General features: G+C 74.2%; 16 protein-coding genes. 10 read left to right on the forward strand and 6 right to left on the reverse strand.

Going from position 1 to position 16,333, the window contains the following annotated elements; all coding sequences use genetic code 11:
• Positions 1–85 precede the first annotated feature (85 nt).
• From O2W15_RS12440 to O2W15_RS12450, 3 genes are all read right to left on the reverse strand, one after another.
• Positions 86–820, reverse strand: coding sequence for a PIG-L deacetylase family protein (locus O2W15_RS12440; RefSeq protein WP_269179634.1), 735 nt, complete (start codon positions 818–820; stop codon positions 86–88).
• An 88-nt stretch (positions 821–908) separates the two neighbouring features.
• The gene (locus O2W15_RS12445) at positions 909–2,027 is read right to left on the reverse strand and encodes a GGDEF domain-containing protein (RefSeq protein WP_269179635.1); all 1,119 of its coding nucleotides are present in this window, start codon (positions 2,025–2,027) and stop codon (positions 909–911) included.
• Between the two features lie 77 nt (positions 2,028–2,104).
• The gene (locus tag O2W15_RS12450; RefSeq protein ID WP_269179636.1) at positions 2,105–2,395 is read right to left on the reverse strand and encodes a chorismate mutase; all 291 of its coding nucleotides are present in this window, start codon (positions 2,393–2,395) and stop codon (positions 2,105–2,107) included.
• A 262-nt stretch (positions 2,396–2,657) separates the two neighbouring features.
• On the opposite strand from O2W15_RS12450, the gene pcrA reads away from it, so the two are divergent.
• Positions 2,658–4,949 carry a DNA helicase PcrA gene (gene pcrA / locus O2W15_RS12455; protein WP_269179637.1) on the forward strand — a complete coding sequence of 764 codons (2,292 nt, stop codon included), beginning with the start codon at positions 2,658–2,660 and terminating at the stop codon, positions 4,947–4,949.
• A gap of 30 nt (positions 4,950–4,979) precedes the next feature.
• On the opposite strand, the gene O2W15_RS12460 is transcribed toward pcrA, so the two are convergent.
• From O2W15_RS12460 to O2W15_RS12470, 3 genes are all read right to left on the reverse strand, one after another.
• On the reverse strand, positions 4,980–5,390 hold the full coding sequence (locus tag O2W15_RS12460) for a VOC family protein (RefSeq protein ID WP_269179638.1): 411 nt from the start codon (positions 5,388–5,390) through the stop codon (positions 4,980–4,982).
• Positions 5,391–5,420: 30 nt separating this feature from the next.
• Positions 5,421–6,263 (reverse strand): M23 family metallopeptidase, encoded by an 843-nt coding sequence (locus O2W15_RS12465; RefSeq protein WP_269179639.1) that lies wholly within the window; start codon positions 6,261–6,263, stop codon positions 5,421–5,423.
• Between the two features lie 252 nt (positions 6,264–6,515).
• Positions 6,516–7,430, reverse strand: a complete 915-nt coding sequence (locus O2W15_RS12470) for an esterase/lipase family protein (RefSeq protein WP_269179640.1) — start codon at positions 7,428–7,430, stop codon at positions 6,516–6,518.
• Between the two features lie 163 nt (positions 7,431–7,593).
• On the opposite strand from O2W15_RS12470, the gene O2W15_RS12475 reads away from it, so the two are divergent.
• The 9 genes from O2W15_RS12475 (at position 7,594) to O2W15_RS12515 (ending at position 16,301) form a co-directional block, all read left to right on the forward strand.
• Positions 7,594–8,649 carry a hypothetical protein gene (locus tag O2W15_RS12475; RefSeq protein WP_269179641.1) on the forward strand — a complete coding sequence of 352 codons (1,056 nt, stop codon included), beginning with the start codon at positions 7,594–7,596 and terminating at the stop codon, positions 8,647–8,649.
• 34 nt (positions 8,650–8,683) lie between these two features.
• Positions 8,684–9,094, forward strand: coding sequence for a cobalamin B12-binding domain-containing protein (locus O2W15_RS12480; RefSeq protein ID WP_269162985.1), 411 nt, complete (start codon positions 8,684–8,686; stop codon positions 9,092–9,094).
• 105 nt (positions 9,095–9,199) lie between these two features.
• Positions 9,200–10,363 (forward strand): ADP-forming succinate--CoA ligase subunit beta, encoded by a 1,164-nt coding sequence (gene sucC / locus O2W15_RS12485; RefSeq protein WP_164699872.1) that lies wholly within the window; start codon positions 9,200–9,202, stop codon positions 10,361–10,363.
• A 30-nt stretch (positions 10,364–10,393) separates the two neighbouring features.
• Positions 10,394–11,272, forward strand: coding sequence for a succinate--CoA ligase subunit alpha (sucD, locus tag O2W15_RS12490; protein WP_269179642.1), 879 nt, complete (start codon positions 10,394–10,396; stop codon positions 11,270–11,272).
• A 169-nt stretch (positions 11,273–11,441) separates the two neighbouring features.
• Complete coding sequence (locus tag O2W15_RS12495; RefSeq protein ID WP_269179643.1) at positions 11,442–12,155, forward strand: hypothetical protein; 714 nt, start codon at positions 11,442–11,444, stop codon at positions 12,153–12,155.
• Positions 12,156–12,240: 85 nt separating this feature from the next.
• Entirely contained in the window at positions 12,241–13,428 is a 1,188-nt protein-coding gene (locus O2W15_RS12500; RefSeq protein ID WP_269179644.1) for a cell division protein PerM, read from the forward strand.
• A 49-nt stretch (positions 13,429–13,477) separates the two neighbouring features.
• Positions 13,478–14,134: a phosphoribosylglycinamide formyltransferase gene (gene purN, locus O2W15_RS12505; RefSeq protein ID WP_269179645.1), complete on the forward strand. Its 657-nt coding sequence runs from the start codon at positions 13,478–13,480 to the stop codon at positions 14,132–14,134.
• Complete coding sequence (gene purH, locus O2W15_RS12510) at positions 14,131–15,681, forward strand: bifunctional phosphoribosylaminoimidazolecarboxamide formyltransferase/IMP cyclohydrolase (RefSeq protein WP_269162990.1); 1,551 nt, start codon at positions 14,131–14,133, stop codon at positions 15,679–15,681. Before purN ends, purH begins: the two co-directional genes overlap by 4 nt.
• A complete protein-coding gene (locus tag O2W15_RS12515) occupies positions 15,681–16,301 on the forward strand; it encodes a pentapeptide repeat-containing protein (protein WP_269179646.1) in 621 nt (206 codons plus the stop codon). Before purH ends, O2W15_RS12515 begins: the two co-directional genes overlap by 1 nt.
• Positions 16,302–16,333: the final 32 nt, after the last annotated feature.

A 16,333-nucleotide genomic window follows, 5' to 3' on the forward strand; every position in this document is an offset into this window, starting at 1 on the left:
ACCGGAAGAGGTGTACGTGAGCTGTGTTACTGCTGTGTGGCCAGGAGTCCGGCACGTTCCAGGCCGGTGTCCGAACCGGTGTCGGTCACGCTGTGTGCACGATCTGGAACGCTTCGGCGAGGCGGTCGTCGGGCAGGCCGTGGGCACGCGCGTTCTGCCGCATCCAGCCGGTCAGGAACTCCGCCAACTGGCCCTCGGGCCAGTGCGAGACCTGGCTGACGTGCGAGCGCAGCGCGGCGAGCTTGCGGTCGAGCACGTCGGTCACGTCCACGGCGTGGTCCGAGCGGGGGCCGCCGCCCAGCCACACCTCCGACACCGTCCAGGCGTCCAGGCCCTCATCGGCCAGCAGCTCGGGGAAGGCGAAGGGGTTGCGGGCGTCGGGGTACACCGCGCGCAACGTGGACTCGCCCACGGTCATGTGGTCGGGGTGGCTGGCGCCGATCCGCTCCCAGAAGCGCTCGGGTGAGCTGGTGAGCACCCGCTGCGGCCGCACCTGGCGGATCACCCGGCTGATGTCGCGGCGCAGGTCCAGGGTGGGCTCGAGCCGTCCGTCCGGGTACCCGAGGAACCGGACGTCCGTGACACCGACCGCCGCGGCCGCGGCTCGCTGCTCCTCGCGGCGCAACGGGCCCATCTGGTCGCGCGGGGTCTCGTCGAAGCCCCCGGCGTCCCCGTCGGTCACCATGCAGTAGGTGACCTCGGTGCCCGCCGCCGTCCACGTGGCGACCGTGCCGGCGCTGCCGAAGTCGACGTCGTCGGGGTGGGCGAGCACGCACAGGGCGCGCTCGACGTGTTCGGCCGGGTGCTGGGGAACGGGCATCACAGCGACATCACCCGGCGCAGCCTAGGTGGCTCGTCCTGTGTCCGCGGGGTCAGCCGGATGAGCTGGTCTCCTGGAGCCGGTCGGATCAGGTCAGTGGTGGCACCAGGAGGGGGTGCGCGGCAGCGGGGTGCGGCGGGATGACCAGGCGCTGGCCGGGGACGCCGGTGACGACCCGGTTGCGTCCGGCGTCCTTCGCCGCGTAGAGCGCCGCATCGGCCGCCCACAGCAGCTCAGGCAGCGAGGCCTGCGCAGCGGGAGCGCTCACCGCGCCGGCGGAGACGGTGACCCGGAGCCCGGCCACCGGGGTGTCGGCGACCGCCGCCCGCATCCGCTCGGCGACCCGTTGTGCACCGGCGGCGTCCCGGCCGGGGAGCAGGACGACGAACTCCTCTCCGCCGATCCGATAGGCGACGTCGGTGCTGCGCAGGCCGGTGCGCAGCCGGTCGGCCAGCTCCTGCAGGACGGCATCGCCGCGCGCGTGCCCGTACGTGTCGTTGACGGACTTGAAGTGGTCGACGTCGCACATCACCAGGGCGAGCGACCCACCGGTGGCGGCTTCTCGCTCCTGGGCCTGGACGAACCTGTCGGCGAGGGTCAGCCGGTTGTACAGCCCGGTCATGGGATCGAGCACGGCCCCGTCGCGCGAGTGCAGGTCCGCGGACGCCAGGTACCGGGCTGCCGTCGTCAGGCAGAGGAGCACGGTGCCGAATGCGACGAGGCCGACCGTGCTCGGGGCGGCGGGGACGGCTGGCAAGGTGTCGGCGAAGAGCACGGCGAGTCCGGCGAACAGGAAGGTGAGCGCCGCGCCGGTGGCCAGCACCGGTGGGCGGAAGCACACCGCCTGGCTGAACAGCGGGATGGTCAGCAGGACCAGGTAGGGGCTGGTGGCCCCGCCGGTGAGCAGGACCACGACGGCCAGGTTCAGCTGGAGCAGCAGGACGGCGGCGGCGACCACCGGCTCCGACGGGCGTCGCAGCCGGCGCTGGACCACCACGGCGCCGACCATGGTCAGCCCCCCGGCGAGGAAGAGGGCGACCAGCGGCAGGCCGAACCAGGGGACACCGACGACCTTGGCCACCGAGACCGCGCCGCCGAACACGTACGGGCGCCGGAAACGCAGGTACATGTCGGCGAACCGGGTCCGGTCCTGTGCGTCACCGCGCAGCCACCGCATCGCGCGGGACTCGGCGGGAGGAGGTCTCACCCCACCTGGATCGGTCGTGCGCGACCGGTCGTTGAGCATCCCGCGCGGGGCTCAACCCGATCGGGGGACCGGTGGGGTCAGAGCCGGCCGCGGCCCTGGCGCAGCAGCATCATCCCGAGGGTCGAGCCGTCCGGGCCGAGGGCGTCGCGGAAGCGGGCGAGCACCCGCTGCTCGCGGGACAGCGACAGCCGCATGCCGCCCGAGGCGGTGCGCAGCGCGCCGATCTCCCGGGAGACGGCCAGCCGACGCTGGACCAGCTCGATGATCTGCGCGTCGCAGGCGTCGATCTCGGCGCGCAGTGCGTCGATGTGCTCGGCCGGGTCGGCAGGGTCCTCGGTGGGGACGCTGGGGGAGAGGGTGCTGCTCATCGGGTCCTCCGGGGCGGGGATGAGGCCATCGGACCCGGGACACAGAAAACGCCCCGGGGCCTTGGGCCCGGGGCGTCGTGTGCGGTGGCTGATCAGCCAGCGAGTACGGACACCGGAACCCGGTGGCCGTAGGAAAACTCGCGATGCGTCAGCACGCCGAGGAGTCTGTCACACCGCCGACCGCGTGGCCAGGTCACGCCGTCCCGGGGCGACACGCGGGACCCCCGGAGCTGTCGGTGCCCCGGCTTAGAGTGGCGGGGTCATGAACAGCCCCCAGCACACCCTCCCCGGCACCGCCGCGCTCACCCGGCAGACCTCCGGCCAGATCGGCCGCGAGCTCGACCGGATGCTCGCCGGCCTGAACGGCCCGCAGCGGGAGGCCACGGTGCACGAGGGCAGTCCGCTGCTCATCGTCGCCGGCGCCGGGTCGGGCAAGACGCGGGTGCTCACCCACCGCATCGCCTACCTGCTCGGTGCCCGCGGCGTGCAGCCCGGCGAGATCATGGCGATCACCTTCACCAACAAGGCCGCCGGCGAGATGAAGGAGCGCGTCGCCGCCCTCGTCGGCCCGCGGGCCCGGGCGATGTGGGTGTCCACGTTCCACTCGATGTGCGTGCGCATCCTGCGCGCCGAGGCCGCCAAGCTCGGCATGAAGAGCTCGTTCACCATCTACGACCAGGGCGACTCGGTCCGGCTGATGACGATGGTCGCCCGCGACCTGGACCTCGACGCCAAGCGGTATCCCGGTCGCAGCCTGGCCAACCAGGTCTCGAACCTGAAGAACGAGCTCGTGGACGAGGAGTCCTACGCCCCGCAGACGGCGCCGGAGAAGGTGCTGAAGGAGGCGTACACCCTCTACCAGCGGCGGCTGCGCGAGGCGCACGCGATGGACTTCGACGACCTGATCATGACCACGGTGCACCTGCTCCAGGCCTTCCCCGACGTGGCCGAGCACTACCGCCGCCGGTTCCGGCACGTGCTGGTCGACGAGTACCAGGACACCAACCACGCCCAGTACGTGCTGGTCCGCGAGCTGGTCGGCACGCACGGTGGCCCGGTGCCACCGGCCGAGCTGTGCGTGGTCGGGGACGCCGACCAGTCGATCTACGCCTTCCGCGGCGCGACGATCCGGAACATCGACGAGTTCGAGCGCGACTACCCCGACGCCACGACCATCGTGCTGGAGCAGAACTACCGCTCCACCCAGCGCATCCTGCGCGCGGCCAACCAGGTGATCGCCCGCAACACCGCCCGCCGGCCGAAGAACCTCTGGTCCGACGCCGGGGACGGCGAGCTGATCGAGGGCTACGTCGCCGACAACGAGCACGACGAGGCGGCCTGGGTCGCCGAGCAGATCGACGCCCTCACCGACGAGGGCAAGGCGCAACCCAAGGACATCGCGATCTTCTACCGCACCAACAACGCCTCCCGGGTGTTCGAGGAGGTGTTCATCCGGGTCGGCATGCCCTACAAGGTCGTCGGCGGGGTGCGCTTCTACGAGCGCCGGGAGGTCCGGGACGCGGTCGCCTACCTCAAGGTGGTCGCGAACCCGGCCGACGTGGTGAGCCTGCGGCGGGTGCTGAACACCCCCAAGCGCGGCATCGGCGAGCGGGCCGAGGCGTGCGTCGAGCGGTTCGCCGACCGCGAGCGGATCCCGTTCGCCAGCGCGCTGCGCCGGTGCTCGGAGGTCGGTGACCTGGCCACCCGGTCGCTCAAGGCGATCCAGGAGTTCGTCGCGCTGCTGGAGGAGTTCGAGCAGCTGGTCGAGACCGGCTCGGGCCCGGCGGCGCTGCTGGAGAGCGTGCTGGACCGCACCGGCTACCTCGCCGAGCTGGAGGCCAGCACCGACCCGCAGGACGAGGGACGGGTCGACAACCTCAACGAGCTCATCTCGGTGGCCGCCGAGTTCGAGGCGGCCAACCCCGGCGGCACCGTCACCGAGTTCCTCGAGCAGGTCTCGCTGGTCGCCGACGCCGACCAGATCCCGGTCAGCGGCGACGAGGCCGGCGTGGTCACCCTGATGACCCTGCACACCGCCAAGGGCCTGGAGTTCCCGGTGGTCTTCCTCACCGGTCTGGAGGACGGCGTGTTCCCGCACCTGCGGGCCCTCGGTGACCCGCGGGAGCTGGAGGAGGAGCGGCGGCTGGCCTACGTGGGCATCACCCGGGCGCGGCAGCGGCTGTTCCTCTCCCGGGCGACCGTGCGCACCAGCTGGGGGCAGCCGGCCTACAACCCGCCGTCCCGGTTCCTCGACGAGCTGCCGTCCGACGCCGTCCACTGGGAGCGGCTGGAGCCGGCGCCCAGCAAGCCGATGAGCTCTGCCCAGGCCCGGGTCGCCTCGACCGGGTTGTCGACCGGGGGCCTGCGCGGCGGTGCGGGCAACCGGGCGGTGATCAGCGTCGACGTCGGCGACCGGGTCAGCCACGACGCCTTCGGGCTCGGCACGGTGGTCGAGATCAACGGCGCCGGTGACAAGGCGCAGGCCACGGTCGACTTCGGCTCCGGCGGCACCAAACGGCTCGTGCTGCGGTACGCCCCGCTCGTCAAGCTCTGAGGCGCGTCCCCGCTGCAAGGGGCCCGTGGGTCAGGGCTGTTCGTCGCCCTCGAAGCCGATCAGCCAGTGGACGCCGAAGCGGTCGACCACCTGGCCGTCGGAGGCGCCCCAGGGGCGCCGCTGCAGGTCCTCCACGACCCGCCCACCCACCGACAGGCCGGTGAACCACCTGCGCAGGGTGGCCGGGGCGGCGACCCCCAGCAGCGACCACATCAGTCCCGCAGACCGGAAGGCCTGCTCGTCGCCGGCCGCGTCGGCGGCGAACAGGGCGACCGGTGAGTCCACCAGGTACCCGTGGGCCACGGCGTCGGCCGGGCCGTCCTCGCGCCCGAAGTCGGCGAAGGAGTGCGCGGCGAACCCGCAGCCGAAGACGGCCGCGTAGGAGGCCAGCGCCTCACGCGCGGTACCGGGCAGGTGCAGGTACGGAGTCGGGGCGGTCATGCCCGGCAGCGTAGGGACGTCGGCGGTGCCTCAGCCGACGGACAGGCCCCGCTCGGCGAGCCAGTCCTCGGGGTCGATCGGCTTGCCGTTCATCCCACCGCGGTGGATCTCGAAGTGCAGGTGCGGCCCGGTCGACTGGCCCTGGTTGCCGACCTTGGCGATCTGCTCGCCGGCCGAGACGACGTCGCCGGCCGCCACGTCGTAGTAGCGCATGTGCCCGTAGATCTGGACGTTCCCGTCGGCGTCCTGGATGTACACGGCGTTGCCGTAGCCCGACGCCGGGCCGGCGCGCAGCACGACCCCGTCGGCGGCAGCGAAGATCGGGGTGCCGAGCGGGGCAGCGAGGTCGAGACCCCAGTGCATGGTGCCCCAGCGCTGGCAGAAGCAGGTGGTCAGCCGCCCGGCGGTGGGGACGACGAAGTCCGGTTCGCGGGCGGCCCGGGAGGCGGCGATCTCGCTCAGCCGTGCCTGGGCCTCCGCCTGGCTGATCTCCCCGCGCGCGCCCTCGACGTCCACGCCGCCGGCGAAGCTGGCATCGGCCAGACCCAGCCCGTAGTCCACCCCAGAGGCCACCGGGGCGGGCTCCGGGTCACTGAGTCCGCCCAGCAGCGAGGTCGCCAGGGCGCCGGCGACGGCGACGGCCAGCAGCGCGGGTGCCCGGCGCCGTGGCGGGCGGGGGAACGCGCGTCGTGCGACGTCGTCCGGGGGGCTCGCGGGGGTCTCGTCGGGTCCGGCCGTGGCGCGGGCGGCGGTGCTCGGGTCGGCGTCCTGGGTGGCCGCCCACTCGCGGTCCCAGTCCCAGTCGCCGTCGAAGTCGTCGGCCCAGTCGCCGGACGGGTCGGTGGGGGCGATCTCGGACTGCGTGCGGCCCACGAGTGTTCGCATACGGGACAACGGGCACCTCCCGGGCAGCACGCCGCGGGGAGCCGGGCGTCGTCGAGCACCAGCGGGCCGCGCGGGGCGGCGGGTGCTGGCACTGCGGTTCGGTGACGCCGGTGGAAATCCCATCGGTGTCATTCGCGACGCTACGGAGGGGCGATGGGTGGTTCAACGATCTGACAGCGCGTGTCGACACCACAAACGATGAGTGACGACACCCGCACTTGGCAGGTGTTGTCGTCGTGGTCAGGCGGCAGCGGCGGGAGGGTCCGCCTCGGCGCTGCGCAGGCCGGCCAGGGTCGCGGCGACCTCGTCGACCACGCCCCGGTGGATCGGCAGCGACATGTGCCCGACGCCCGGCACGAGCACGTTGCGGGCCCGGAGATCGGGGTGCTCGCATCGCCCGGCCGACGACGGCACGACCATCTGGTCCAGGTCGCTGTAGACCGCCGTCACGCGGGTGCGGCACTGCGGCGCCGGGGCGGCGAGCTCCTGGAACAGGTCCGACCCCGGCCGCAGCTGGCGCACCAGGCGGGTGGGCAGGACGTGCGCCCACCGGCTCCCGCCGTGCGGCGTCCCGAGGGTCACCAGGGACTCCACCCGCGCATCGCCGCCCAGGCGCTGCACGAGGTACCGGGCGACCAGCCCGCCGAGACTGTGACCGACCACGTGCACCCGGTCGTGGCCGGTCGCCCGGCAGACCTCCTCGATGTGCTGGCCCAGTGCCTCGGCGGCGCTCTCCACGTCGCGCAGGAGCGGGCTGTAGTTCCACGTGCAGACCTGGGCGAAGCCGCGCCGGCGGAGGCTGCGGCGCATCACCGTGAACACCGACCGGTTGTCGATCAGCCCGTGGACCAGCACGACGGGGATCCGGGCCGCGAGGGGGTCGGCGGCGAACAGGGCGCGGACGGCGGCGGGCTGCGCGCCGGGGCGGTAGCTCCCGTCCGGGCGCAGCCGCTCGGTGCGGGTGCCCAGGGGGTAGAGCAGGGTGTGAGCGCCGACCCACGCCAGCTCGGTGAGGCTGCCGGTGAGCGCACCCGGGGAGACCAGTCGCCGGAGGCCGGTGCGGCGCGGGGGTGTCGGCGCCGCGGGGACGTCGCTCCGTGCTCCCGCGCGCGGGGCGTGCCAGGCTGGTGCGGAGGGCAGGACGGGCTCGTGCACGCCGTTCCCCCTCCCGTCCGCCTCGGCACCGCGCCGGGCGGCGCGCCATGAGCAGTGGTGTGCTCGGTGCAGGGGACCGTAATGCCCCGTTGTGTTGAACGTCACACAACTGTCACGCGACACGCGCTCGCGGCCAGAGAGCTCGATCCGGAGGAGAACCCCAGTGCCCGCCCGTGACCGCGACCCCGCCCGCACCGGCGAGCCAGGCCGGCCTGCCGCCGCGCGCACCCCCGCGGCCCGCCGCTCCGGAGGCTCCCGGGCCGGTGCCACCGCGCCGTCCACCTCCGGCCCCGACCAGCTCGTCGTCGGAGCGGTCCCGGTGCTGGCCCGGATCTGCGGGGTGCTGCTCCTGCTCGCCGGACTGGCCGGCGCAGCGGCGGTCTTCCCGACCTACCTCGTGGTCGGGGGGATCGCGGTGACCCCGGTGCAGGGGGCGCTGGACGCCGTCGTCTCCCTCGTGGCGCCGGTCGCCTCGATCGCCGTGGGCGCCGGGCTGGCTCTCGGGCGGGTGCCTCGACTCGGCCTGGCCTACGCGGCGGTCACCGGTGCGCTGGCCGTGGGCCGGCTGCTCATCGAGCTCCACCGGGGGCAGGGGTCGACCACCCGGCCGGCGGTCGAGGTGCTGGCCGGCGAGCTGGTGCTCACCAGCTCGGTGGAGACCGCCACCGGCTGGGTGCTCGGGGTCCTCGCCCTGAGCCTCGCCGTCCTCGCCGGCCTGACCGCCTTCGCCGCCTGGAGCCGCACCGTGATGGAGGACGGCGGGGCGCTGGACCCGCTGCGGCCGGTGCTCGCCGGCTCGGCGGCGCTCCTCGGCGTCGCAGCGGTGATGGCCCTGGCGCTGCCGGCGGCCGACGTCCCGGACCGGGTGGTGACCGACCCGTTGACCGGGCTGGAGGTCGTCGTGGACCAGGAGGGGCCGCAGGCACTGTTGGAGCGGCCGGGGCTGGCACTGCTGGGCGGGCTGCTGCTGGCCGGCGCACTCGTGCTGTCCGCCGTCGTCGCGCCGTCGTTGCGGCCCCGGCTCGCCGCCGTCGGCGGCCTGCTCGCCGTCGCCGTCTTCCTGCTGGACAGCGCGCTGACCGGGCTCCGCGACGCCTGGTCCAGTCCCGACCTGGAGTGGACCGTGCCGGGCGCCGGCCTGCTGGTGCTGGCCCTCGGCGCGGTGGGGCTCACGCTGCTGGCCTGGCGCTGGCGGCGCGGTTCCCCCGCTCGGGGGTGACGTGGACCACCCTCGCGCCCCTAGAGTCGCGGTCGTGGCAGCTGAGCGCATTCGAGTCGTGATCGCCAAGCCGGGCCTCGACGGCCATGACCGGGGCGCCAAGATCGTGGCCCGGGCGCTCCGCGACGCCGGCATGGAGGTCGTCTACACCGGGCTGCACCAGACGCCGGAGCAGATCGTGGACACCGTCGTCCAGGAGGACGCCGACGCGGTCGGCCTCTCGGTGCTCTCCGGCGCCCACATGACGCTGTTCCGGCGGCTCGCCGAGCTGCTCCGCGAGCGGGACGTCGACGACGTCGTCGTCTTCGGGGGCGGGATCATCCCCGACGCCGACCTGCCCGAGCTGGCCCAGCTCGGGGTGGCCCGGGTGTTCACCCCGGGCGCGAACACCGAGGAGATCGTGGGCTGGGTCCGGGACCACGTGGGCGTCTCCGCCGAGGCCTGACCGCCTCGTCCGGCACCCGCTCAGCGGAAGAGACGGGTGAGACGTCCCCCTCGGTCGGAGGGCACCTGACGCGGGCGCCCCGGTGGCGGGCTACGGTCCTTGCTCGTGGATCTCTTCGAGTACCAGGCCCGTGACCTGTTGGCCTCGCACGGCGTGCCCGTGCTCCCCGGCGGCGTAGCCGAGACGCCCGAGGAGGCGGAGGCGATCGCCCGCGAGATCTCCGCCCCGGTCGTCGTGAAGGCGCAGGTGAAGGTCGGCGGCCGCGGGAAGGCCGGCGGCGTGAAGCTGGCCGACGACCCTGAGGCCGCCAAGGCGCGGGCCCAGGACATCCTCGGGCTGGACATCAAGGGGCACATCACCCACCGGGTGATGGTCGCCCAGGCCAGCGACATCGCCGAGGAGTACTACTTCTCCTACCTGCTCGACCGCTCCAACCGCACCTTCCTCGCCATGGCCTCGGTCGAGGGCGGCGTGGAGATCGAGACGCTCGCCGTCGAGCGCCCGGAGGCGCTGGCCCGGGTCCCCGTCGACGCCTCGATCGGTGTCGACGCCCAGAAGGCCGCCGAGATCGTCGACGCCGCCGGCTTCCCGGCCGAGGTCCGCGACCAGGTGATCGCCATCGCCGTCCAGCTGTGGGACGTCTTCAGCAAGGAGGACGCCACCCTGGTCGAGATCAACCCGCTGGCCAAGGCGCCCGACGGCACCGTGCTCGCCCTGGACGCCAAGGTCACCCTGGACGAGAACGCCTCCTTCCGGCACGGCGAGCACGACGCCCTCGAGGACTCCGCCGCCGCCGACCCGCTGGAGGCCGCGGCCAAGGAGAAGGGCCTCAACTACGTCAAGCTGGACGGCCAGGTCGGCATCATCGGCAACGGCGCCGGCCTGGTCATGAGCACGCTGGACGTCGTCGCCTACGCCGGCGAGGAGTTCGGCGGCGTCCGCCCGGCCAACTTCCTGGACATCGGCGGTGGCGCCTCCGCCCAGGTGATGGCCGACGGGCTGGGCGTCATCCTGTCCGACCCGGCCGTGAAGAGCGTCTTCGTCAACGTCTTCGGCGGGATCACCGCCTGCGACGCCGTCGCCGACGGCATCGTCTCGGCGCTGGGCCTGCTCGGCGACGAGGCCACCAAGCCGCTGGTCGTGCGGCTGGACGGCAACAACGTGGAGGAGGGCCGGCGGATCCTCGCCGAGGCCGCCCACCCCCTGGTGACCGTGGTCGACACCATGGACGGCGCCGCCCGCCGCGCCGCCGAGCTCGCCGCTTCCTGACCGCCCCGCTTCGAACAGGACACCAGACAGATGTCGATCTTTCTCACCGAGAACAGCAAGGTCATCGTCCAGGGCATCACCGGATCCGAGGGCCGCAAGCACACTGCGCGGATGCTCGCCTCCGGCACCGCCGTCGTCGGTGGCGTGAACCCCAGCAAGGCTGGCCAGTCCGTCGACTTCGACGGCACGACCGTCCCCGTCTTCGGCTCCGTCGCCGACGCGATGAAGGAGACCGGGGCCGACGTCACCGTCGTCTTCGTGCCGCCGAAGTTCGCCAAGGACGCCGTCCTCGAGGCCGTCGACGCCCAGATCGGGATGGCCGTGGTCATCACCGAGGGCATCCCGGTGCACGACTCGACCTACTTCTGGGCGCACGCCCAGGGCGGCTCGACCCGGATCATCGGCCCGAACTGCCCCGGCCTGATCAGCCCCGGGCGGTCCAACGCCGGCATCATCCCGGCGAACATCACCCAGGCCGGCAAGATCGGGCTGGTCAGCAAGTCCGGCACGCTGACCTACCAGATGATGTACGAGCTCCGGGACATCGGCTTCTCCACCGCCGTCGGCATCGGCGGTGACCCGGTCATCGGGACGACCCACATCGACTGCCTCCAGGCGTTCCAGGAGGACCCGGAGACCGAGGCGATCGTGATGATCGGCGAGATCGGCGGCGACGCCGAGGAGCGCGCCGCGGACTTCATCAAGGCCAACGTGACCAAGCCGGTCGTCGGCTACGTCGCCGGCTTCACCGCCCCCGAGGGCAAGACGATGGGCCACGCCGGCGCCATCGTCTCCGGCTCGGCCGGCACGGCCGCTGCCAAGCAGGAGGCCCTCGAGGCCGCCGGCGTGAAGGTCGGCAAGACCCCGTCGGAGGCCGCCCGCCTCATGCGGGAGATCGTCGGCGGCTGACGGAGGACCCCGTCCTCCCCGGGGCGGAGCCGAACTGCACCGCTGCTGCCCGGCCTCTCTGCGGAGGGTGCCGGGCAGTGGCGTGCCCGGGGGTGCCCGTCGGCGCCGGGACGGCGGAGACTCGCGGGTGCCCGCCCGTACCCGAACGTCCACGCACGAGGAGCGCACGATGACGTCGAGTGGTCCCGAGCCGGCCTGGGCGCCACCGCCCCCGCCGGCGGGCGTCCGCGGGTTCGACCGGAGCCGGCTGACGACGGTGGACCTCCTGGTGGCCGGGGGAGCCGTCCTCTACCTGCTCGTCGGTCTGCTCCCGTGGGCCTCGGTCACCCTCGACTTCGCCGGCCGGATCACGGCCAGCGGGTACGAGTTCTCCGCGCTGGTCGTGCTGAGCGCGCTGTTGCTGCTCGGCGCGGGAGCGTGGGCGGTGCTCCCGGCCGTCCGCCCGGACCGGGCCGGTCTCCTGCGCGCCGCACCGGCCGTCGTCCTGGCCGCGTTCGCGCTGCTGTGCACGCTCATCGCGTGGCTGCGGAGCCTCGACTACGGCTTCCAGTTCCCCGCTCTGCTGGGAGTCCTCGTCGCCGCCGCCGTGACCGTGCTGGCCGCATCGTCCCTGCTGCCCGGGCTCCGCGCGTGGTCCGGCCAGCAGGCCGGCCCGGCCGGGGCGCCCGCCGGGAGCCGGCCCGGTGGGAGCCAGCCGCTGCAGCACGGGGGGCCGCTGGGCGGGCCGCCGCAGTACGGCCGACCGCACTACGGACAGCCGGCGGGCTGGGGACAGCCCCCGTACGGGCAGCCGTACCACGGACAGCCGCAGTACGGGCAGCCTGCCGAGCCCTGGCAGCCGCCGGTCGGTCCCGACCGGCCACGGCCTGCACCCGACCGCTGACCCCGTGCCACGGCCGGGACCGTGACTTGAGTCGCCCCGGCGCGTGCGCCGGGCCAGGCCCGGTGTGCCTTGCGACAGTGGAGGGGTGACCTCCGTGCGGACGCGCCTGCCCTCCGTCGGGCCGGGGGAGCGTCGCGCCCGGTTGACCGGCGTCCTGGCCGTGGCCGCAGCACTGGCCGTGTCGGTCCTGGGACTGGCCGGTCTGACCCTCGCCGTCGTCGTCGTCCAGACCCTGGACCCCGACGGTGGGCTGCCGCTGACGGCCTCCGCGCGGGTGGCCGGTCAGCTGTGGCTGCTCGCGCAGGGCGCGGAGCTCCAGCTGTCGTCGGGCCCGTTGCGACTCGCGCCGCTGGCGGTGACCGCGGGGATCGCCTGGGGGATCAGCCGGGCAGCGGGGTCGGTGGCGGCTCTCCGGCGGTCGCGCACCGCAGGGGGTGCGGCGGTGGTGCTGGCGGTCGTCGTCGCCGTCCACGTCGCCCTCACCGCCGGCCTGGCGCTGGTCGTCGAGGCCCCGGGTGCCTCGGTCGCCCTGCCGCGTGCGGTGCTGGGAGCCGGCGTCGTCGCACTCGTCGCCGGCGGGCTGGGGGTGCTGCGCGACTCGGGCCTGGGTGTGGAGCTGGTCGACCGGTTCCCCGGTCCCGGCCGGGTGGTCCTGCGCGCGGTGGCCGCCGGGACCCTGGCGCTGGCCGCCTGCTGCACCGCGGTGGTCGCGGTGGCCCTCGTCCACGACGTGGCCGGGCTCGGCCGGGTCATCACCGGCCTCGGCGGCGCCGGTGCCGGAGCCGCCGGGCAGGTGGGGCTGAGCCTGCTGCTGCTGCCCAACGCCGTGGCCGCGGTGATGGGCCTCGCCGCCGGCCCCGGCTTCCTGGTGGGCGCCGGGACGTTCGTGTCCACCAGCGGGGTGACGCTGGGCAGCGTGCCGGCACTGCCGCTGCTCGCCGCGCTGCCCGACACGCAGGCGGTGCCGCTGCTGGCCTTCCTCTCCCAGGCCCTGCCCGCGGTGGCCGGCCTGGTCACGGGTGCGGTGGTCGGTCGTCGACTCGGGGACGACGACGGCGGCACGGTGATCGCTGCGCTGTGGGGCGTCGTCGCCGGGCTGGGTGTCGGGGTCTGCGCCGGGCTGTGGGTGCTGGTCGCCGGCGGCCGGCTCGGTGACGCGGCGCTGGCCGAGGTGGGTGCGCCGGCGCTCGCCACGGGGCTGGCGATCGCCGCCCAGGCAGCTCTCGCCGCCGCCGTGGCCGCCGCCGTCAGCCGCTGGCGCTCGCGGGGCTGACCCCGGCCGCGGTCGGACTCGTCCGAGGTGACGGCTAGGGTTGGCAAGCGTGTCCGCCGACGCGACCGCCGTCCCGCGGTCTGGCCCCGATCGGGCCCGCGTCGTGGTCCTGCTGTCCGGCGCCGGCACGCTGTGCGCCGCGCTGCTGGCCGCCACCGCCACGCCCGGGTACCCCGCCGAGGTCGTCGCCGTCGGCTCCGACCGCGCTGGCGCCCCCGGGCTGGCGCACGGGCGCAACGCCGGCGTCCCCACCTTCGTCACCGCCCTGCGCGACGCCCCCGACCGGGCCGGCTGGGACGCTGCGCTGGCCGCGGAGCTGGCCCGCCACCGGCCGGACTGGATTGTTTGCGCCGGCTTCATGAAGCTGCTGGGCCCCGCCGTCCTGGGCGCGTTCGGTGGCCGGGTGGTCAACACCCACCCGGCGCTGCTGCCGGCCTTCCCCGGCGCCCACGCCGTCCGGGACGCCCTGGCCGCCGGCGTCACCACCACCGGCGCGACCGTCCACCTCGTCGACTCGGGTGTCGACACCGGCCCGGTGCTGGCCCAGCGCCCGGTGCCGGTGCTGCCCGGGGACGACGAGGAGCGCCTGCACGAACGGATCAAGGACGTGGAGCGGGAGCTCCTGGTGCAGACCCTGGCCGGCCTCGTGGTCCAGGCCGCCGGACTGCCCCCCACCGACGCACCGACACAGGAGAGCACCCGATGAGCGACCGCACCCCCGTCCGCCGCGCCCTGCTCGGGGTCTACGACAAGAACGGCGTCGAGGAGCTGGCCCGTGGGCTGGTCGACGCCGGGGTGGAGCTGGTCAGCACCGGCGCCACCGCTGCCCGGATCGCCGCCGCCGGCCTGCCGGTCACCCCGGTCGAGCAGGTCACCGGCTTCCCCGAGTGCCTGGACGGGCGGGTGAAGACGCTGCACCCGGCGGTGCACGCCGGGATCCTCGCCGACCGCCGCCGGCCGGAGCACGTCGCCCAGCTCGACGAGCTGGGCATCGCCGCGTTCGACCTGGTCGTGGTGAACCTCTACCCGTTCAGCGACACGGTGGCCTCCGGCGCATCGCCCGACGAGTGCATCGAGCAGATCGACATCGGCGGCCCGGCGATGGTGCGCGCCTCGGCGAAGAACCACCCCTCGGTCGCCGTCGTCGTCGACCCGGGCCGCTACGACGAGGTGGTCGAGGCGGTCGCGGCCGGCGGGTTCACCCTGGCGCAGCGCCGGGAGCTGGCGGCCGAGGCGTTCCGGCACACCGCCGCCTACGACGTCGCCGTCGCCTCGTGGATGGGCAACGTGCTCGCCCCGGACGACGCGAGCGGCTTCCCCGAGTGGGTCGGCGGGAGCTGGGAGCGCACCGAGGTCCTCCGCTACGGCGAGAACCCGCACCAGGGCGCAGCGCTGTACCGCAGCGGGCAGTCGGGGCTGGCCGACGCCGAGCAGCTGCACGGCAAGCAGATGTCCTACAACAACTACGTCGACACCGACGCCGCCTGGCGGGCCGCGCACGACCACGCCGACCCGTGCGTGGCGATCATCAAGCACGCCAACCCCTGCGGGATCGCCGTCGGGGCCGACATCGCCGCCGCCCACCGCAAGGCACACGCCTGCGACCCGGTCTCCGCCTTCGGTGGCGTGATCGCGGCCAACCGTGAGGTCGACCTGACCCTGGCCGAGCAGATCTCCGAGGTCTTCACCGAGGTCGTCGTCGCCCCGTCGTTCACCGAGGACGCCCTCGGCGTGCTGACCGCGAAGAAGAACATCCGGCTGCTGCGCATGCCGGAGGCCCCCCGGCTGTCGGTGGAGCTGCGCGCCATCAGCGGCGGGCTGCTGCTGCAGACCGCCGACCGGATCGACGCCCCGGGCGACGACCCGACCAGCTGGACGCTGGCCGCCGGTGCACCGCTGGACGCCGCCGGGCTGGACGACCTGGTGTTCGCCTGGCGGTCGGTGCGTGCGGTGAAGAGCAACGCCATCCTGCTCGCCGCCGACAAGGCCACCGTCGGGGTCGGCATGGGGCAGGTCAACCGGGTCGACTCCGCCCGGCTCGCGGTGGCCCGGGCAGGGGAGCGGGCCACCGGCTCGGTCGCCGCCTCCGACGCGTTCTTCCCCTTCGCCGACGGGCTGCAGGTCCTGCTGGACGCCGGGGTGCGGGCCGTGGTGCAGCCGGGCGGGTCGGTGCGGGACGAGGAGGTCGTCGCCGCCGCGCAGGCCGCCGGGGTGACGCTCTACCTCACCGGCACCCGCCACTTCGCGCATTGATGGAGGACCCGCCACCGCCGGAGCCGGACACGGTCTGGGAGGACGAGGACCTCGCGGGCGTGGACTGGGACTGGGCCCGGCTGGAGCGGGTCACGTTCATCGACTGCCGGTTCGACGACGCCTCGATGGCGGAGCTGGTCACCAGTCGGTGCGTGTTCGAGCGCTGCGTCCTCACCGGCGCCGCACTGTCGGGCTCCCGGCACGAGGGGACGGCGTTCCTCTCCTGCCGGTTCGACCGGGCGAAGCTCTCCAACGTCATCTGGACCGGCTGCAAGCTGACCGGTTCGCAGTTCCCCGGAGCCACGCTGCGGCCGATGACCTCGGAGGAGTCCGACTGGTCCTACGTGTCCCTGCGGGGGGTCGACCTGTCCGGCGTCGACCTGGCCGGCCAGAAGCTGACCGAGGCCGACCTGACCGACGCCGACCTGACCGACGCCGACCTGACCCGGGCCGACCTCCGGCGGGCGCGGCTGCAGTCCACCCTGCTGCGCGGGGCGGACCTGCGCGGAGCCGAGACCGACGGCGTCAACTGGCAGGGGTTCGATCCCACCGGGGTCCGGCTGGACCTGGTGCAGGCGGTGCTGTTCACCCGCGCCCACGGCGCCCTGGTGGCCGACTGAGACGTCCGGTCGGGCGGTGGCGTCACCTCGGT

The sequence above is a fragment of the Modestobacter sp. VKM Ac-2979 genome (assembly GCF_026967995.1).
Lineage (GTDB): Bacteria > Actinomycetota > Actinomycetes > Mycobacteriales > Geodermatophilaceae > Modestobacter.